Source organism: Microcoleus sp. S36a_B3 (assembly GCF_036700745.1).
Lineage (GTDB): Bacteria > Cyanobacteriota > Cyanobacteriia > Cyanobacteriales > Microcoleaceae > Microcoleus.
On sequence record NZ_JAUBPN010000012.1, the window covers coordinates 114968 to 134752 of the forward strand.

A 19785-nucleotide genomic window follows, 5' to 3' on the forward strand; every position below is an offset into this window, starting at 1 on the left:
TCTTGATTGTTGATTTGACATCAAATCCTCTCTTCATCGAAATAGTAAATTAACAGTTAACAGTTAACAGTTAACTGTTAACATCATGTATGAGTGCAACCAGAATTGATTTAATTTGGCGCGGACATCATTTGCTTGGTAACGATTTAAATCCCCAAACCCGAAAAACCGACGAGCTACTGCCCCTCGATATACTGCTTTAAAATCCTCCGAATTTGTTTGAGCTGAAATCCCTTAGCAAGTTGGCGTAAGTTCGTGACAAACGGCACTAATCTTGGTTCCAGAATTTCCAGATTAGCCGTTTCCTGAAAAAAATCTTCAATGTCGCCCATAGCTGCGAGTTTCAAAAGTTTGGCTACCGACTCAGAAGCAGCAGCTAACAGAGCAGAATAAACAGGAAAATCAGATACTGGTGACAAACTGGAAGTTTTGCGCTTTTTGTTTCCCGAAGATGCTTCGTAAATCCATTCTAGTCCCAAATGAAGGCGCAACTGTTCCAAAAAGTGATTTGCTTCGATCGGCTTGGGAAGAAAATCATCGCACCGGGAGAGGATGATCTCTTGCTGCACAGACTCGAAAACGCTAGCTGACATAGCGATTAATATCACATCTTTTAATTCCGGCAACTGCCGCAGTCTGCTTGCAGTTTCTAAGCCATCCATTACAGGCATCCGCAAGTCCATTAAAATCAGATCCGGGTGAAATTCAACTGCTTTGTAGAGGCATTCTTGACCGTTCCCGGCCTCTGCAATTTCAAATCCCAAACGCCCCAGCAGCCTGCACAACAAATCGCGATTTAGTTGATTTTCTTCCAGAATTAGCACTTTCCGTTTGTTACCGACAAAACCGACAAGCCAGTGTTTGTCACGCAAAGGAGACACTTCTAAGTACCGTTTGGCTGCAGGCAATTCTACATCCAGCCAGAAAGTGCTGCCTTTTCCCAAAATGCTGTTGACGCGAATTTCGCTGCCCATCAGTTTCGCTAATTTCTGGCTGATTGAGAGCCCTAAACCCGTGCCTTCAACAAAGGTATTTCCTCCTACTTGGTGGAATGGCAAAAATATTTCTTCTAATTTATCTTGCTCTATTCCAGTCCCGGTATCCTCTATTTGAAAGCGAATTTTTAAAGCGTGTTGGGCTGCAATTGCATTATGGGCGAAACGCAGATAATTTTCTTTCAGTTCCGAACTCAAAATCGAGAAATCGTAATTTTCTTCTCTGCCTCTATTCCAAGCTTCTGTGCCGACATAGCCGACTTTTAAAGTTACTCCGCCGCTGTTAGTAAATTTTACGGCATTGCTGAGTAAGTTGATCAAAATTTGACGCAATCTTTTTCTGTCGATACTGACGCAGCTAGGCAGGGGAGATACTTGTTCGTAATTGAATAAAATTGCTTTTTGAGATGCTCGCATCTGAAACAGATCGGCAATATTTTTGGTAAAATTTAGAAAATTTAACTCTTCTGGGTAGAGTTTCATTTTTCTAGCTTCTATTTTGGAAAGGTCTAAAACATCGTCGATTAACATCAGCAAGTGTTCGCCGCACTGTTGAATGTTGGTGAGACTTTCTTGGTGATCTGAGCTTAAGTCTTTGTCGGTTTTGAGGATTTGAGCGTAACCTAAAACTCCGTTTAAAGGCGTGCGGAGTTCGTGGCTCATGTTAGCGAGAAATTCGCTTTTGGCGCGGTTGGCGGTTTCTGCGGCTAATGCTGCTTGTTGGAGGGCGGCTTCTGCTTGTTTGCGATCGGCAATTTCGGTTTGTGCTTGTTGAAATAGTGTCGATTGCTGGATCGCGATTGCCAATTGCACGCACAGTTGTCGCAGCGCTTCTATTTCTGAGGAATCCCAGGAACGGGGGCCGCTGCAATCCTGGGCGATCAGCAGTCCCCAAAGCTTATTTTCAGCGGTGGGTTGGCTATGGGAAATGCTTTCTCGTGCTTGTAAAATCGGTACTATTAAGTTAGCTTTTACTTCAAATCCTTCGAGAAATTTCATATGGCATTCTGTCAAATTTTCTCGGTAAATATCTTCCATCGATCTAATATAGCCTTGCTGATAAACCTCAACAAATCTCTCTTTAAAACAGCCGTCAATATTGTTAAAATTTTGCAGGGAAATTCTATTGTTTGCCACGGACTCCACAACGACACAACCGCTCCAGTCGGGATTAAAACGGTAAATAACTGTGCGGTCTGTTTGCAAAAATTGTCGCACTTGTTCGACAGCAGCGGTGAGAATTTCTTCTAAATTGAGGGAGGAGCGAATGCGATCGAGCATGGCAACTACCAGCCTTTCTCGCCTTAATTGTTGCAGCAGCGCCATCTCGGCTTTTTTGCGTTCAGTGATGTCGGTAATTACTCCCACTAACCCGATTAAATTGCCAGTTTCATCTTTAATACAGTCGGCGCGAAATAAAGTTGTCAGTGGTTCGTTGCTTTTAGTTTTGATTTTGACTTCGCCTTGCCAAGATTTGCCTTTACGGATCGTTTTAAACATCTCTAGCAACACTTGATTTTGGGAGTATATTGCTGTTGCTCCGCCTGCTGCGTTCAATTCTTCTGCTGTGTAGCCGTACCGCCGAACAAAGGCTTGATTGTGATAGATCGATCGCCCTCTCAAGTCAGCAATGCAGATCGCGTCGCTGGTGCTTTCTACGGCTTGAGTCACCCGCAGCAGGTTTAATTCGGCTTGTTTGCGATCGGTAATATCTGTAATAGTGCCGATATAGCCTTTAATGTCCTGCTGTTCTCCGATTTCTGCGATCGCCTGACCGATCGCCCAAACTACACGACCGTCTGGATGCTGAAAGCGGTATTCTGATTTAAAAGGAATTTTGTCAATAATTGCTCGATACCATTCATTTTTCACCCGTTCCGCATCATCGGGATGAATGGCATTCATCCAGCCAGTTTCTGCTGCCAATTCTGCGTTTAATCCCGTGATTTTGCTCCACCGCTGATTCACATAAAGGCAATTGCCAAACGCATCGCTGTGAAATATGCAAACTGGCGATGCTTCTGCCAAAGTTTGATAGCGGCGCTGGCTCGATCGCAGTGCAGATTCTACCTGTTTTCTATTAGTAATATCGCGAACAATCGAAATTATTTCGCCGCCTGCAAGCATTGTCAGCGACAATTCTTGAGGGAACTTAGTACCGTCGTGGCGCTGACCAGTCGCTTCTATATTGCAGTACCCTTTTTCTAGGAAATTCGGCATTACTTCACATTCAAGATATTGAATTTCTGCGGGGCTGTAGAGTAGTTCCCATGTCTTTCCGTGCAGTTCGCTAGCGCTAGTCAAGCCGTACATTTTCAGATAAGCATCGTTTGAATAAATACATTCTTTGCGATCGTTAAAAATAGCAATACCGTCATAAGCAGCGCCCATAGCTACTGCTTGCCGCTGAAGTTCTGACTCAGCTTGTTTGCGAGAAGTAATGTCGTGACCGACTGAGTAGATTAAACCTTCTTCGCTAAATGGCGATGCCGTCCACAGCAGGTATTTGTAAGCACCGTCTTTGCAGATATAGCGGTTTTCAAAGCAGATACTGGGCGTACCGGCGATTAGTTTGGCTCCTTCGGCTGCGGTGGCTTTTCGATCGTCGGGATGAACAAATTCTAGCATCGGCTTGGCAAAAAGTTCAGCATTGCTGTAGCCCAGTGCCGTTGACCAAGCAGGGTTTAAACGTTTAAAATAGCCGTCGAAACCGATAATGCAAAGCAAGTCTAAGGAAATCGTAAAAAAGCGATCGCGCTCTGCTTGTGCCTGCTTTAACTCAGTAATATCGATCACTAAACCGTCCCAGAGAATATCGCCTTCGCTCCTAGATTTGCTCTCATTATTGAGCCTTTCCGGTCTCGCGGCTCCTTGCAGCCACTTAACTTTTCCTGATGGCATAATCTGTCGCCACTGCTGCTGCCAAGGTTCCAGCGTAGCGGCTGAAACTGCTATAGATGTTTCTAAATCCAAGCGATCCTGTGGATGAAAACCGGAGAAAATTATTTCTGCATTTTGCTCTATTACTTCTGCCTCTAATTCGTACAGTTCGCGACTACCTGAAGAAACGTAGGGGAAAGACATTTCTCCAGTTACTGACCTTCGGAATTGATAAATTACTCCCGGCAGGTTGGCCACCAGTTTTTGAAATCTAAATTCGCTTTGCTCCAATGCTATTTGCTGCCGTCTGTATTCGGTAAAATCTCTAATTGTACCAACTATTACTTTACTGCCGTCTGCTTTTTTAAAAACGCTTTTTTTGGTAGAAATAATCCGTTCTTGGCCTGCGGTGTCTGTGAGATTTTCTTCATTTTCTAAACAAATTTCCCCAGTCAATACTTCTTCATCTTTGAGCCAAAAAACATCCGCTTCTGATTTGGGAAAAAAATCGTAGTCTGATTTCCCGATCAGTTCTTGTCGCGATTTGCCGAGCAACTGACAAAAAGCATCATTTAATATAATCCAGCGGTGCTGCTTGTCTTTGACAAAAATTGGGTCTGGCGTAGCATTTATGGTATGGTTTAAAAATTCTTCTGACGCTTTCAATTTGGCTTCATAGCGGTAGCGATCGCTCACGTCCAACACTACTTTAATCATCCGGTCGATCGAGCCATCTCGGCCGCGGATGCAGCGCAGCGAAATTCGCGTGTGAACTAGGTCGCCGTCTTTTTTGAACCATCTTTTATCACAGATGTAACCGTCGCTCGTACCTGCTAAAATCTGAGATAATTGTTCTATGTTAGTGCTTGAATCATCTGGATGAGTCAACTCGATCCAGTTTTTTTGCAAAAGTTCTTCGCGCTCGTAGCCCAGCAAATTGCACAGCGCATCGTTAACTTCTATCCAATTGCAATTTTCACCCATTGCGGGGTCAAGAATTGGAGCGATAATAGCAATTCCGATCAAAGAATTTTCCACCACCGAGCGATATTTTTCTTCGCTTTTTCGTAAAGCATCTTGACTGTTCTGCCGTTCTATGGCGTAACGGAGCGATCGAATTAACAGTTCGCCATCGATTTTTCTTTTGACTAAATAATCCTGTACGCCCGCCGAAATTAACCGCAGGGCAAGCTCTTCGTCGTTTTGGGCCGTCAAAACTACGATCGGCACATTTACCCCGTACTCTTGCACCCGAGCCACCGTCTCGATTCCCAGACTGTCAGGCAGTGAAAGGTCTAATAAAATTATGTCAAAAGTTTCTTGACTCAATCGCTGCAGCGCTTCGCTGAGACGCTCTACTTTCGTCAGCAATATCTGCTGCCGGTCGCTCATTCCTGACAGCAAATCTTCAATAAGCTCAGCTTCCTGAGAGTTGTCTTCTACCAACAAAACTTTAAAGGAGGTAGGAGGCACAGCTAAGTTAAAAACTGCTTTCATAATATTTATTAATCAAAAATTTGTCAAGCTAACTTGGATTTGATCTTTTATTGCCAGGGCAGTTATTGAATTCCACCTACAGATACATTAGCAGTCAGTCGATTTGCGATTGGAGCATTGAAGATTTTAGATTTACTTGCAGCAGATGAATCCGCGAACTTGAACTTGAATCTCAATGTTGGGGCGTTCCACAACTTAAGTCGGGCGCTTGTATCTGTTTTTGGGCGGTGTGAGATTGTGCTGTAAGCGATCGCTACAAAAAACGTCTTGAAGACTTATAATCATATCACAAAATTACTCCGCTGTCAACGCAAAACATTTTTGATTTCAACCTAAAATTTAACTTATACCTTCTAGTTTCTGCCTTAAAATAGCGGATTTAATTAAGTTTAGCTTGCCTTCTAAGTTTCACATAAATACCTGCATCATGTCTCGATTAAGCAATAGTAAAATGAAAATTTGAACCTTGACTAGGTTCAGACTCCACCCAAATACATCCGCCGTGACGCTGCACAATCTTTTGACAAATTGCTAAACCAATACCTGTACCAGAATATTCTCTTTGAGTGTGCAAGCGCTGGAAAATTTGAAAGATGCGTTCTTGATGCTTCACAGCAATCCCAATTCCATTGTCCGAGACCGAAAATAACCAGTTTTCATCTTGTTGACTAGCAGTAATATGAACCACAGGCGGTGCATCGTGGCGATATTTAATCGCATTGCTAACTAAATTTTGAAAAAGCTGCACGAGCTGAGAAAAATCCCCCATTACCGTTGGTAATTCGCTGTAACTAACAACTGCTTGAGTGTCGCGAATCGCCCCTTGCAGGTTGGCGATTGCTTGCTGGAGTGCGCGATCGCAATCTGTCAGTTCAAAAGGTTTCTGACTCCGGCCAACTCGCGAATATTCCAGCAAATCGTCAATTAAAGTTTGCATTCTCGTGCAGCCCTGAACAATATTGCCGATAAACTTACTAGCTTGGTCATCGAGTTGGTCTTTGTAGCGCTTTTCTAAAAGTTGAGCGTAGCTAGCAATGGTTCCTAAAGGCGCTTGCAAGTCGTGAGAAGCCACATAAGCAAATTGTTCGAGTTCCGCATTTGAGCGCGCCAATTCTTGGTTAGATTTTAATAGAGCAGATTCGGCGCGCTGGCGGTTTGCAATCTCTTTTTGAAGCAACAAATTTTGCTCTTGTAGAGCTTTTTCAACGGCGAGGCGGTGGCTGATTTCTTCTTGTAAAATTTGATTTTTTTCGTAAATATTTTTTTCGACTTCCAAACGGCTGCTGATTTCTTCTTGAAGCAGCACATTTTGTTGTATTAGCTGTTTTTGTAAATTCCGCAAGGTGAGATGACTTTCGATGCGTGCGAGCACTTCTTCAAACTGAAACGGCTTGCTGATGTAGTCAACTGCTCCCACAGCAAAAGCGTTTACTTTGTCGAATACTTCATCTTTAGCACTGATAAAAATTACGGGAATTTCCCGAGTTTTTTCTTCGGATTTCAGGTGCTGACAGACTTCGTAGCCGTTCATTTCCGGCATCATGATGTCGAGCAAAATCAAATCTGGAGGATTGGAATTGCAGGCTCTGAGAGCCATTTGCCCGTTAATCACGCAGCGGGGCGCGTACCCCCGATGAGTCAACATCGTAGACAACAGGCGCAGGTTTTCTGGCGTATCGTCTACTACTAAAATGTTTCCTAATTCTATCTCTTGTGGGTTATTATTCATTGATTATTTCCTCAGTATAAAGTTATTAGTTATTGGTTATTGGTCATTGGTTATTGGTCATTAGTTATTGGTCATTAGTTATTGGTTATTGGTTATTGGTCATTGGTTATTGGTCATTGGTTATTGGTCATTAGTTATTAGTTATTGGTTATTGGTTATTGGTTATTGGTTATTGGTTATTGGTTATTGGTGATATCGTGTCCGATGGATTGAAAACAATAAGATTGGATCGCACGCGCGATCCGTTTTTGTTGTGGTGAGCGATCAGGCATTAGTCATCAGGCATTAGTCATCAGGAAGAAGGAAGAAGGAAGAAGGAAGGAAGGAAGGAAGAAGGAAGAAGGAAGAAGCAAAAAATAAAAAGAACAGGAAAGCAGGAAGAATTAAGTTTTTAGGAATATTTTCAGTAAGAAATTCCTCACCATCTTGGGGTAGATACACTTGATTTTTTGCTCAGACAAAACAAACGATTTTTTGGTAGAAATATTGGACAAATCAAACGAATAATTCGCTCATAAACCAGTTTTTTAGCCGTTTGCTTTGTGCAATTGCTGTGAGTCTTCGTTTACCAATCTTCAAATCTCCAGCAGCAGAGTCAAAGCGTTATTGTACCAAGTCAATCCTTTATTTAAAACCTTAAATCCAGCTACTTTGCACATAGATTCTAAAGCAGAAGCTGTAGGCAACCACCACCACGGTCCAAAGTCGTTGATGTCAAAAACTGCTTTCTCAATTACTCCAAGAATTGGTGTGCCGTAGGTGTATTGCTGCCAGTAAGCTGCTAATATAGAGCGTTCTGCTTCGCTCAAAGCGGGAATGAAGATTACCCCAGAAGCTGGAATTTCGTAGCGCCCCCGCTCGTTTTCTATAACTTCTTGGGTAATAGCTGAAGTTAAGATTAAATACTGCCCTGTTATTTGACGCAAGCTCATTAAAATTTGCAAAGGGTGGGGGTGATGGTACAAAACTCCTGCACAGTGGACTACACCGTAAGGTTCGCCAATTTCTGCGGGCTGAATCTGAGTTATATCTCGACTAATACAATTATAATTAGCAATATTTAAACTTGCCATACGATCGCGAAAATCTTGCCAAATTTCTTGTGATGCGGGGGTGACATCAATCATTGTTAGAGAAACTGCACCGTATTTGCTTGCTACAGATACTTTTTCGTTGACGGTTCCCCACAAGCCGCCGACTTCTGCAAAAGTCTGATTTTTGACGACTCGGGCAATGTAGCGATCGCGAATATCGTCAATTTCCAACTCTAATAATAAACTGCGATCGCCACTTTGATGTTTTTGATCCAATATTTGCGCTAATTTTGCAGATATTGCTGCATCTTCCGGCCGTATTTCTAATGCCATCAAGTACAAAACAATCGCTGCGTCAAGCCGATCGCCATCAACAAACTTTTGGGCGGTTTCGCAGTAAAATTCTGGAGAGTGCAGCGGTTGCAATTCGTGGTGATAGTAGCTGGTTGCGGAGTCTAAATTTGCTGGAGTTTTTTCGCTCAAAGCGGCGGCTAACTTGGCGTAAATTTTTGGGAAAGAAGGCTCGATTTGTAAGGCGCAAAGGTAAGCGGAAACAGCCTTATTCCAGTCGTGCATTTCAGTCAAAGCATCGCCTAGATTGTAATAAGACCAAGCAAAATTTGGGTTGAGTTCAATGGCACGCTCATAAGCGGTAGCGGCTGCTTTCCACTGCTGGGTTTTCAACAGCGCTTCTCCTAAATTGTGGTAAGTCCAAAAAAAATCTGGATTGAGTTCGATCGCCCGCTGGTAGGCGAAGGTTGCCGCCAACCAATCCTGGAGTTTAACTAAAGTCAAAGCTAAGTTATAATGAGACCAAAAAAAATCGGAATTAAGGGCGATCGCGCTTTCGTAGGCTGTGGCAGCTTCCGACCATTTTTCTAGTTGAAAAAGCGCCTCTCCCAACTTGTGAAAAAAGCCAGAACAATTCGGATCTAAGTCAACAGCCTGCTGGTAGGCTGCGGCGGATTCCGACCATTTTTCTAATTTGCCGCAAGCTTCGCCGATGCTGTAGTAAGACCAAGAAAAATCAGGGTTAATTTCAACAGCAGTGCGGTAGACAATTAAAGCTTCTTGCCATTGCTCTAGCTCTAGCAAAACTGCGCCTAAATTAAAATAACACCAAAATGAATTCGGATTCAATTCAATACTTTCGCGATAGGCTTTTTCGGCTTCGTTCCAGAGTTGTTTCTCTTGAAAAACTCTTCCGAGTTTGTAATGAAATTCCGAAATATCTGGTTGAATTTTAATAGCTTGACGGTAGCTTAAAATAGCTTCATCCCAATGTTTTAGCTCGGTGGCTGCTTCGGCTAATTGGCAGTAAGCTTCGCAAAAACTAGGGTTTAAATAAATGGTGCGACGATAACAAATTATGGCTTTTTGAATTTTATTTTGCGCCAATAAAATATTACCTAAATCTAGATATTCTGAGGCTGTTTCTATCGGTTCCACCATGAGTGCTTGATAGGAGCAGTCTGCTGCTTTTTCTGGTTGACCGAGTTGGGTAAATATGCGGCTCAAATTGCGGTAAAATCCTGCACAGTCGGGTTGCAGGGAGATAGCTTTTTGGTAAAAGGCGATCGCCTCTTGCCACTGTTGCAAACTAGCGCTGAGCGTGCCGAGGTTAGCAAAAGCTTCGGCAAAATCGGGTTTGTGGGCGATCGCAACTTTATACCAATACTTTGCGTCTTCTAGATTGCCCTGAGCTTGCAGCGCCTTCCCTAGGGTTTTGCAAGTCTCGGCAGAATCGGGGTGCGATGCGAGAATTTGGTGGCAAAGTGCGATCGCCTCCTCCAACTTCCCAAAAGCTAAATATATTTCTGCCTGTTGTTGCAAATCAAGCGCTGCTGTTTCTGAATTCACTTACCGCGTTCCTGTTGAGTAATAATGACCTGTATGATTGTAGAGCAAAACCTGTCTAATTTCCAGATTGTACACAGACATCTGCTTTACTGTAAATACCGGAGCGCCTGCTGGGCATTTGTGCGATCGAACTTTAAGTGAATTTGCACAAAAGTAGAAGAAAAACCAATTTAGATTACACTAAAATAGCAACCAGTTAAGTAAATCCACTTAATCAAACGCCAAATACGGATCGCGATCGATATTGTGATGTATTTTTCTTCCTGCTTGCCTCTTCCTGATGACCAATAACTAATCACCAATGACTAATCACCAATGACTAATAAAGTTCGCGAGCGGGGACGTTCGCGCTAATGACCAATGACTAATGACCAATGACTAATGACTTCTTCCTTATACTTAACAGCGAATCAAATAATGTCAACAGTTAATCAAACACCGCTAGTCAGCGTAATTATACCAGCATATAATGGCGATCGCTACATCGCGCAAGCAGTAGAAAGCGCGATCGGGCAAACTTTTACAAATTTGGAAATTATCGTTGTAGACGACGGTTCCACAGATGAGACACATCAGGTATTGCAGCCTTATCTGGACAAAATTCGCTATGTATATCAAGAAAATCGAGGAGTAGCAGCCGCCCGCAACCGAGGAATTCAGGAAGCAAAAGGCGAATTTATAGCATTTTTAGATCAAGATGACTTCTTTTTACCCGATAAATTAGCCGCACAAATAGCACTGTTTCGCTCCTCACCATCATTAGGAATTGTCAACAGTGGCTGGCGTTTAGTTAACGAGCAAGGCGACGCAATTTCCGACATCACACCTTGGCTGTATTTCCCCAAATTAAACTTAGAAACTTGGATAGTACAAATGCCCGTACTTCCCAGCGCCATGATGTTTTCGCGCCAGTGGCTGGAAATGGCCGGCGGGTTTAACTCAGAGTTTGATTCAGTAGACGATTCAGATTTAGTGCTGCGTTTAGCAGTGCTGGGTTGCGAAGCAGCTTGGCTCCCTCAAATCACAGTATCCTACCGCCAGCACGACAAAAATGTATCAATCAAAAAAGCCCTGAAACAAGCAAATCTTTTTATTACCTTAAAACAGCAATTTTTCGCCAACCCCGATTTACCGCAGCACATCCGCGAATTAGAAAATCCGGCTTTCTACGAAGCATTGACTTGGATGGCGTGGCAATTGTACTATAGTAACTATCCAGTTGAGGCGGTTGATTTTTTTCAAAAATCTCTCCGCTACAGTCCCTATCCAGCAAAAAAAACAGTCACAAATTGGCTCCAACGTCTGGCTTCTATTGCCCTAGTTTACCGACGTACAATCGACTTTGAAATATTAAGAAATTTATCGGACTGGAAAAAGTTAATGGCTAGCATACTTTCCTCAAAAACACCCAGAGTCAGCGTCATTATCCCGGCATACAACTGCGAACGCTACATTGTGAATGCCTTAGAAAGCGCGATCGATCAAACTTACCAAGACTGGGAAATCATAGTCGTAGACGACGGTTCTACAGACAACACTCGCCAAGTTTTAGATGCTTACCGCGATGTAATTCAGTACGTCTATCAGGAAAATCAAGGCGCAGCAATAGCTCGGAATCGCGCTTGCCAGATTGCCAAAGGCGAATTCTTAGCTTTTCTGGATGCTGACGACTTTTTTCTGCCAGAAAAACTTGCAAAACAAATTGCTTGTTTTGAAGCTGACCCCTCTTTAGGGATGGTACAAAACGGCTGGTTGATGGTTGATGAAACCGGAAAAGATATCTACGCATCCGTCCCTTGGGAAGACTCGCCCAACTTAGATTTAGAAACCTTTGTTCTGTACAAAAGCGTGCGTCCCAGCGCGATGATGCTGCGGCGCGAGTGGTGGGAACGTCTGGGCGGTTTTGACCCTCGCTTTCCGCCAACCGAAGATTTAGATTTTGCTTTGCGTTTGACTTTAAAAGGCTGCAAATGTGCTTGGTTGAAAGAGGTATTAACCTGCTACCGCCAGCACGATAAAAATTTGATGTCCGGCGGGCAAAAAGTGATGAAAAGTATGGAAATTGTGATGGAGCAATTTTTTGCCAGACCAGATTTGCCCGATCGCATTCGCAAATTAAAAAAGGCAGAACGTTACAAATGTTTAGTGTGGATAGCGTGGCGGATGTACCGCGACGGATATTTGGCAGAGATGGTCGAGTGTCTGCAAAAATCTCTGTACTATACTCCTTTTACTGGCTCGGAAACTGTTTTCAAATGGTTGGAAACTTTTAGAGTTTCTTCGGAAGAATACAGCAATAGTTTTGATGCTTATGCCTTGACCAATTTACCAGAATGGCAAGACATAGTTGTAGAGGCTGTCAACAATACCTATCAATTTAAATCAGCGCCTAGTTCAAGTTCCCGTCAATTGGGAAGGCACGTACTCCTGTACGCAGAAGACCACGGAATCGGCGGTTTAGCGCAATTCAACCACTCGCTGCTTTGCAAATTAGCAGCCGACGGCTACCGAGTTACTAGCGTACAAACTAAAACTTCTAATCCTTTAATTACCGAACAGCAGCAGCTAGGTATCGAGCATATTTGGCTGGAGTTCGACACAATGAAGGAGTTTTTGCGAATTGCTTACAATTGTGCGGATGCTGAAAGAATTTATGCAGAAGCTCAACCGGATTTAATTATCTTTAGCGATGGCTGGCCGATCGCAAATTTTGCTGCAAAACAAGTGGCGATTAAGCAAAACATACCTTATGTAATTACTCTCGGTTATATCGATCGCACTTATCAACATTTCAACCGTGGCGATCAAGTTCCCTATTTCGATGCAGTCGCCTATCAGTACGATTTAGCCAAATCCGTCATCGCTGTTTCCCACGAAAATTTAAACTTGTTCAAGAGTTTGTTTAAAACACCTCTGGAACGGGGAAAAGTTATTTATTACGGCAGGCCGGACAGTTATTTTGAACCGCCCAATCTTTCCAACCGCCAACGCTTGCGCCGAGAACAAGGCATCCCCGAAGAAGCTGTGGTTTGTTTCACGGCGGCGAGACTGACTCCAATTAAAGGATATCAGTATCAATTGCAGGCGATCGCCCAACTGAAAAATCTGCCAATTTGGCCGCAGCTATACTTTGTGTGGGCCGGCCCCGGTTCTACCACTCACGACAATATGGAGCCGGAATTGAGAGCAACTGTTAGCGAATTAGGAGTCACCGAACAAGTTAAATTCTTAGGACAGCGGTGGGATATTGCCGATTGGTTGGACGCCAGCGACATCTTTATTTTATCTTCCGAATCCGAAGGAATGCCGCTAGCAATTATGGAAGCAATGGCGAAAGAACTGCCCGTAATTGCTACAGCAGTCAGCGGTATTCCCGAAGAGTTGGGAGACACCGGAAAGTTAATCGCCGATCCCAAAATTGACCCTAAACAGACAGCGCGAGAGTTAGCAGAAACGATAGAACTCTGGGCACAAAACCCCGAATTGCGGAGGCTTGCAGGACAAGCTTGCAAACTGCGGGCTGCAGAAATGTTCAAGGAAGAACGGATGCTTGGGGAATACGCAGAAGTTATCGCAGAAGTCTTATCTGCTAGCAGCAATCGAGATAAATTTGCGGTAGCCCCAAAAGTCCAAAAGCAGATTCAGCAAGTTGACAGTATGCTCAATTACTATTATCTAGTATGGCAGGCATGGCAAGCTTTCGATCGCGGAGATATGTCCGGGATGGCGGAGAAGTTGCAGTTATCATGGAAATGCACGCCGCTGTTTACAACGGAAACTATTTTGAGCTGGATCACGAATTTTGTGACACTATCTGCCGAAAAGGGCGTTAAACTTGATACTCGCTCGCTAGTTGATTCTGAAGCTTGGCAAGAATTGATAGCATCAATCCAGGGTTTTGAAGTTGCCTTGTCTGTTCGTTAAGACTTTGTGCGTTCCCATTTCTAAAAAATGGTTTGCAGTAAGGAATGCAAGTCCTTGTTAGTTGGTAGTAAGAACTTGCATTCTTTCTTGGCTTGTCGTAAAAAATGCAAGTCTTTCTTATCTAAAATCTTTTAGGAAGGACTAAAGTCCTCACTACAAACTTACTAAGGTTTGTCATTGCTTCCTGTTGTTCACTTCGCCAGCAAATACAATATGCAATTCACCTTCAAGTTCAAACCTATTAACAAGCTGCTGCCAATTTGCTTGGCTGTGGTAACTATGCTGTTAATCGCCTATTTTGGGCAGCAAAGAGCGATCGCCCAAATGCGATCGAACATCACAGTAGATTTTGGACAACCAGCCGTCGGTATAACGTCCATGAGCGGCATCTTGCACGGCATCGACCCCAGCAAGCCCCCAGACAACTTAATCAAACCCTTGCAGCCGAAGCTGTGGCGGGCGGGAAGACTCGACATTTACGATCGAGTAATTGCCAGCGGAGCCGAATTTCAACTATTAGTTAGCGACCTCTGGGGCTACGGCAGCAATCCTAATGGCTGGCCCTATCAAAACTACCCTGCGTGGGAAGCATTCATCCGACAGTTAGCCCAGCAAAATAAAGGCAAAAAAATTATTTGGGATGTATGGAATGAACCCGATTTAAAAAATCCATTTTGGAATGGTAGCAGAGAACAATTCTTTGAAACCTACAAAAGAGCTTACAAAATCTTGCGGGAAGAATTGGGGCCAACAGCCGTGATTGGCGGGCCGAGCATCAGCACTTACAACAAAGAATACCTCGCCGCCTTTTTGGATTACTGCAAAGCCAACAAACTAGAAGTAAATTTCCTAGCTTGGCACGAACTCAACGATACGATAATTTTATTTGTGGACGACCACGTAATCGATGCCAAACGCAATTTTCAACAAAGTCCTTTTTACAGGGAACTGAAATTGCAAAAAATTTACGTTAACGAAATTGTTGGGGAATTAGCTCAATATCAGCCGGGGGAAATTTTAGGTTATTTGTATAACTTGGAGTATGCAAAAGCTGATGGTGCTTGTAGGGCTTGTTGGGATACAACCGGAGTTCAAAAAGTTAGCAATTGCTTCAACAATACGCTGAGTGGGATGGTTACGCCTAATACTTTTGAGCCTAGGGCCGCTTGGTGGACATACAAAGCTTATGCTGACGGAGTGAATTCGCGGGTGCTGAGCCGATCGGATAACGATCGCCTTGTCGCTTTAGCCAGCAAGTCAACTCCTCAAGGTAAAGCACAGGTACTTTTAGGTTATTTCGATCGCAATTATTCCTCGGCCACAACCGTTACCTTGACGCTGGCAAATTTGCGGCAATTAGGTATTGAAAAGAATCAAAAGATTACTCTGAAATTAGAGAAAATTCCCAACAATCTAGAAGGCGCTGTGCCAAAACTTATTACTGTCAAAGAAGACACTATTTGGGTTGGGGGAAATAACTTGAATTATGTTATTCCTAATTTCAAGGTTCATGAAGGTTATGTATTGACGGTTAGGTAATATGGCGGTTGAAACCGCCCGATAGTTCAACGAAAAGGTCGGCAGAGCCTCCAGATATGCGTTCCCAGGCAGAGCCGGGAACGAGTAGAATTCGGCGGTTTAAACCGCCGAATTATGTGGATTTGTCAAAGATTTTTGCACGGATTCCAGCCATTCTCTGACTGTTTGATTTTCCGATTGTGGGTCATAGTAACAGCCTAATTCATCGAGGATGAATGTTTCTAAGTCGGCTGGGGCGATCGGCATTTCTAGCAGTTTGCTGAGCTCTTGCGATGCAGCTTCAACACTTTCGCGCGGTTCGCTGCTCAGGTAGTTGTTCACTACATCGCTGGGAGTGTCAGCTTCTAGCGGCCAGTCTTGGTGAAAGTAGGAACTGAAAAATTGGGTTAAATTAGGAAATTGATTGATCATTCGGGATAAGCTGTGAGAATAAAGTATCCGGGAGGTAATTTGGCACTGCGCTGGAGGACGATTTTCAGGCGAGATGCTGAAGTTGCTTTCGATGCGCGGCGGCGCAAAGTAATGCCAATTATTCTGTTGGCGTTATAGTCGATCGTATAACGATTTCCTCGACTTTTAACCCAGGAGTCGATCGCACTTTGGTTTCTGTTCATTGCTTCCGCAATGGCCGCTTCGGCGACGGAACGGTCAGTAAAGGAAGATGCGGCAGAAATTCTCCTTTCGCTTGCGAGTCGCTGTGCTAGTTGTGCTTCTGTTTTGCCAACGTGTCTTTCTAAAGTATGTCCTCCCGCAGCTTCGTGAACATCCAATCCGCCGCCCGGTATGCTAGGCACAAAAGCTAGAGTGGTTTGTGGTATGCTGGAAATTTCCGACCCAATAACCGTGGCGTAAACATCAGGTATTGCCGATTGGAATAAGATTGTTATTGAGGCGATCGCGCCTATGATACCTAAAAACTGTTTGAGACGATCAAATTGAGTTCTCATTGCTGTTTCTTATGTTCATTTGCAGAGTTATATACTATTTTTTTTCTACTTCATATTTTACCATTAGTTAGTTAAGAATTGCGCGCAGCATTTTAATATACGGTGCGCGGTGCATCGCCCTAGAATTACTGCGATGGCGATTATTCATAAATTTAAGGTGAGCGGTACTTACCCTAGAATTATTGAGCATAGGGGATGATTTCTGCGCTTCACAAAGCTTCACTAACCGCGAAAAAATGTTAATAATTATTTTAAAAAATACAAATAATTGATGATACATTAATTGATGAGCTTTCAAAAGGTGGAAAAATGCAAGTAGTTATCCTCGCTGGCGGCCTCGGTACTCGTCTCAGAGAAGAAACAGAATTTCGTCCAAAACCTTTAGTTGATGTCGGCGGGCGTCCGATTATTTGGCACATCATGAAAATCTATGCCCACTACGGCTTCCAAAACTTCATTGTGTGCTTGGGCTATCGCGGGAACATGATTAAGGAATATTTCCTCAATTATGAAGCCATGAACAATGACTTTACTGTCTGTCTGGGACGCAAAAATAGCATTACCTATCATGAGGAACATCGCGAACAAGATTTTCATGTAACGCTGGCTGACACTGGCGCAGAAAGCTTGACGGGAGGACGGGTGAAACGGATCGAAAAATATATCGATGACGAGAATTTCATGGTGACATATGGTGATGGAGTTGCTGATGTCAATATTGATCAATTGATGGAGTTTCACAAGTCTCACGGGAAGCTAGCAACTGTGACTACATTTCGCCCGATTTCGCGCTTTGGAATTTTGGATGTAGACAGCGATAGCCGCGTAGTAGAATTTACTGAAAAACCTCAAATAGACGGTTGGATTAGTGTTGGATATATTGTGTTTAACCGCCGGGTATTTGAGTATTTGGGTGGGGATGATTGTGTTTTAGAACAGGAGCCGATGCAGCGTTTGGCGGCAGAGGGACAGTTGATGGCTTACCGTCACGAGGGCTTTTTCTTTGCAATGGATACTTACCGAGAATACAAGTATTTAAACGAACTTTGGGATGAAGGGAAGGCTCCTTGGAAAGTGTGGAAATAAGTTATAGAATTTCTCAGAAAGATGAGGTACTCTCGTGGGCATTGGGCATTGGGCGGAGCGAAGCGGAGGGATTGGGCATACCTCACAACGTTTGAGAACCGCTATATACTAAATCCGGGTTTGGGCTCCCCTTTATGAACCAGTCGGGGCCGACATCGTTTGACTTTCTGGCGGTTTCAACCGCCGAATCATAAAAGGGGTGGCTCATATTTTGTATTAGTTGTGGGGCTTTCCGAAATAATAGTAAGGCCAATTTTAAAACAATCATAAAAAATGGATTTTCAAGAAATTCTCCACAGCACAAAAAGTTATCTTAAAGAGTGTGTTGTACCCCGCGCCGAAGTTATCGACGGTGACTCGGAAGCGCTGAAAATAGCAGTTGCTGGGTTGGAAAGTCGATCGCTCTTAGCGTTGCGAGTTCCCCAAAAATGGGGCGGTGCGGACATTCCACCGGAGCTTTTTTACGAATATCAGGAATTGACGGCTCGATATTCTGGGGCTTTGGGTTTCCTGCAAACTCAGCACCACAGCGCAACTGCGATGATTGCCAGCAGTGACAATGAAATGCTAAAAAATAGATACTTGGGCGCGATCGCCCAAAAAGAGTTACGCTTAGGTGTTGGGTTTTCGCATTTGAGGCGATCCTCTTCGAGGGCTTCGCTAACGGGTAATCCGGCTGTCACCGCAACTCCCACAAAGGATGGCTATTTACTGTCGGGGAATATTCCTTGGATTACAGGTTTTGGCTTGTTTCAAAAGTTTATTGTGGCTGCGCTACTTCCAGACAATCGCGCGGTTTTTGGTGTGCTACCTTTTGCCAATATCGATCGTGAATATGGTAAAATAGCTGTCAGCGAAATCATGCAGTTAATCGCCATGAACTCGACTAATACTGTGACAGCAACTCTCGATAATTGGTTGCTGCATGAATCGGAAATAATTTCGGTTAAACCTGTCGGGTGGATAGCCGAAAACGACAGCAAAAATATCCTGAATTCTGTGCCGGCTACTTTTGGCTGTATTAGAGCGGGATTGGATGTAATTGCAACAGTGGCGACTGCTAAAGATTCGCCTGTGATGGCGACGACTTGCCAAAAATTGGAGCAAAAGCTCGATCGGCTAAAACAGAATTTCCGACAATCTCAACATAGCTCAAAAGCAGAACAATTAGCGCTCCGAGCCGCAGCCATTGACTTAGCGGTGCGTTGCGGGCACGCAGCAGTTGTAGTTTCCGGCGGTGCGGCTAACGGTACGCAGCACCCCGCCGGGAGAGTTTATCGAGAAGCTTTGGTGTATACTGTTTCCGGGCAAACCAAGGACGTGATGGAAGCTGCGCTCGATCGAATTGTCAGCTAGCTTTTAGTCCGCTAGAAGTGGACTTCGCTTGACAAGGAGCGGTTTCAACTGCCGATTCATTTGTGCTTGACAAGGAGCGCTTTCAACCGCCGAAATTCTTAATTTTTGCCGATGACAAACAACTTTAACTCAAACAATTTAAAAACGATCGCCTACAGAAACATTATCGACTTAACCCATGCAATTCATCCAAATATTCCCATCTGGCCCGGAGATCCGGCGATCGCATTTGAAACCGTATCTCAAATAGAAAAACACGGCTATTTCCTACGAAAATTTTCAATAGGAGAACACAGCGGCACTCACATCAACGCACCCAACAGCTTCGATCCAGCAGGCGCGAGTGTTGATAATTACGAGCCGCAGTCGCTAGTTTCGCCCGCAATTGCGATCGACATCCGCGAGGCAACTGTTGCCAATCCAGACTACACTTTAACTGTAAGTGATATATTAAATTGGGAACAACAGCACAAACTTATAGAACCGGAAAATCTAGTTTTATTGTATACTGGATGGCAAGAAAAATGGGATAACAAGCAAGCATTTTTCAATCCAGATGCAGGCGGAATTTGCCACTTTCCCGGATTTGGCAAAGCAGCAACTCAATTTTTGCTGGAAGAACGCTCAGTCGCTGGAATAGGAACCGACACCCACGGAGTAGATCCAGGACAAGATGAAAGTTTTGCGGTTAACAAAATGGTATTGGGAAAGCAGCGAATAGTGCTGGAAAATCTAGCAAATCTCCACTTGTTACCTGCTGCTGATATCACTTTGGTTATCGGAATATTACGTTTGTTGGGAGGCTCAGGCTCGCCCGTGTCAGTGTTAGCTTTTGTAGCTTAAACGCTTGCACATTTAAAGTGTTTGTTGGGGCTGGTCTGAAGCGCACCTCACTCATGGTTGGATTATTGTTTGATATAGAATGTTAGTGTTGATTA

General features: G+C 43.8%; 10 protein-coding genes. 5 read left to right on the plus strand and 5 right to left on the minus strand.

The features are described from left to right. Positions 1 to 176: 176 nt before the first annotated feature. From QUA01_RS15200 to QUA01_RS15210, 3 genes are all read right to left on the minus strand, one after another. Positions 177 to 5372, minus strand: coding sequence for a PAS domain S-box protein (locus tag QUA01_RS15200; RefSeq protein ID WP_333090463.1), 5196 nt, complete (start codon positions 5370 to 5372; stop codon positions 177 to 179). Between the two features lie 436 nt (positions 5373 to 5808). Further along, positions 5809 to 7101, minus strand: coding sequence for a response regulator (locus QUA01_RS15205; RefSeq protein ID WP_333090464.1), 1293 nt, complete (start codon positions 7099 to 7101; stop codon positions 5809 to 5811). 575 nt (positions 7102 to 7676) lie between these two features. Then, positions 7677 to 9995, minus strand: a complete 2319-nt coding sequence (locus QUA01_RS15210; RefSeq protein ID WP_333090466.1) for a tetratricopeptide repeat protein — start codon at positions 9993 to 9995, stop codon at positions 7677 to 7679. 417 nt (positions 9996 to 10412) lie between these two features. On the opposite strand from QUA01_RS15210, the gene QUA01_RS15215 reads away from it, so the two are divergent. After that, positions 10413 to 13919: a glycosyltransferase gene (locus QUA01_RS15215; RefSeq protein ID WP_333090467.1), complete on the plus strand. Its 3507-nt coding sequence runs from the start codon at positions 10413 to 10415 to the stop codon at positions 13917 to 13919. A 213-nt stretch (positions 13920 to 14132) separates the two neighbouring features. Beyond that, positions 14133 to 15458 carry a GH39 family glycosyl hydrolase gene (locus QUA01_RS15220; protein ID WP_333090468.1) on the plus strand — a complete coding sequence of 442 codons (1326 nt, stop codon included), beginning with the start codon at positions 14133 to 14135 and terminating at the stop codon, positions 15456 to 15458. Positions 15459 to 15557: 99 nt separating this feature from the next. On the opposite strand, the gene QUA01_RS15225 is transcribed toward QUA01_RS15220, so the two are convergent. After that, complete coding sequence (locus tag QUA01_RS15225; RefSeq protein ID WP_333090469.1) at positions 15558 to 15869, minus strand: contact-dependent growth inhibition system immunity protein; 312 nt, start codon at positions 15867 to 15869, stop codon at positions 15558 to 15560. Continuing rightward, the gene (locus QUA01_RS15230; protein WP_333090470.1) at positions 15866 to 16405 is read right to left on the minus strand and encodes an RNase A-like domain-containing protein; all 540 of its coding nucleotides are present in this window, start codon (positions 16403 to 16405) and stop codon (positions 15866 to 15868) included. The genes QUA01_RS15225 and QUA01_RS15230 overlap by 4 nt, the downstream gene beginning before the upstream one ends. 309 nt (positions 16406 to 16714) lie before the next feature. Between QUA01_RS15230 and rfbF the strand changes: the two genes are divergently transcribed. The 3 genes from rfbF to QUA01_RS15245 all read left to right on the plus strand — a co-directional run bounded on the left by rfbF (position 16715) and on the right by QUA01_RS15245 (position 19690). Next, complete coding sequence (gene rfbF / locus QUA01_RS15235) at positions 16715 to 17491, plus strand: glucose-1-phosphate cytidylyltransferase (protein ID WP_333090471.1); 777 nt, start codon at positions 16715 to 16717, stop codon at positions 17489 to 17491. A 273-nt stretch (positions 17492 to 17764) separates the two neighbouring features. Further along, positions 17765 to 18847, plus strand: coding sequence for an acyl-CoA dehydrogenase family protein (locus tag QUA01_RS15240; RefSeq protein ID WP_333090473.1), 1083 nt, complete (start codon positions 17765 to 17767; stop codon positions 18845 to 18847). 111 nt (positions 18848 to 18958) lie between these two features. Then, complete coding sequence (locus QUA01_RS15245; RefSeq protein ID WP_333090474.1) at positions 18959 to 19690, plus strand: cyclase family protein; 732 nt, start codon at positions 18959 to 18961, stop codon at positions 19688 to 19690. The last annotated feature ends 95 nt before the right edge of the window (positions 19691 to 19785 follow it).

Bases quoted from the DNA above. Each gene is read 5' to 3' on its own strand.
- QUA01_RS15200 (WP_333090463.1), bottom strand. From the start codon at position 5,372: ATGAAAGCAGTTTTTAACTTAGCTGTGCCTCCTACCTCCTTTAAAGTT.
- QUA01_RS15205 (WP_333090464.1), bottom strand. From the start codon at position 7,101: ATGAATAATAACCCACAAGAGATAGAATTAGGAAACATTTTAGTAGTA.
- QUA01_RS15215 (WP_333090467.1), top strand. From the start codon at position 10,413: ATGTCAACAGTTAATCAAACACCGCTAGTCAGCGTAATTATACCAGCA.
- QUA01_RS15220 (WP_333090468.1), top strand. From the start codon at position 14,133: ATGCAATTCACCTTCAAGTTCAAACCTATTAACAAGCTGCTGCCAATT.
- QUA01_RS15225 (WP_333090469.1), bottom strand. From the start codon at position 15,869: ATGATCAATCAATTTCCTAATTTAACCCAATTTTTCAGTTCCTACTTT.
- QUA01_RS15230 (WP_333090470.1), bottom strand. From the start codon at position 16,405: ATGAGAACTCAATTTGATCGTCTCAAACAGTTTTTAGGTATCATAGGC.
- rfbF (WP_333090471.1), top strand. From the start codon at position 16,715: ATGCAAGTAGTTATCCTCGCTGGCGGCCTCGGTACTCGTCTCAGAGAA.
- QUA01_RS15240 (WP_333090473.1), top strand. From the start codon at position 17,765: ATGGATTTTCAAGAAATTCTCCACAGCACAAAAAGTTATCTTAAAGAG.
- QUA01_RS15245 (WP_333090474.1), top strand. From the start codon at position 18,959: ATGACAAACAACTTTAACTCAAACAATTTAAAAACGATCGCCTACAGA.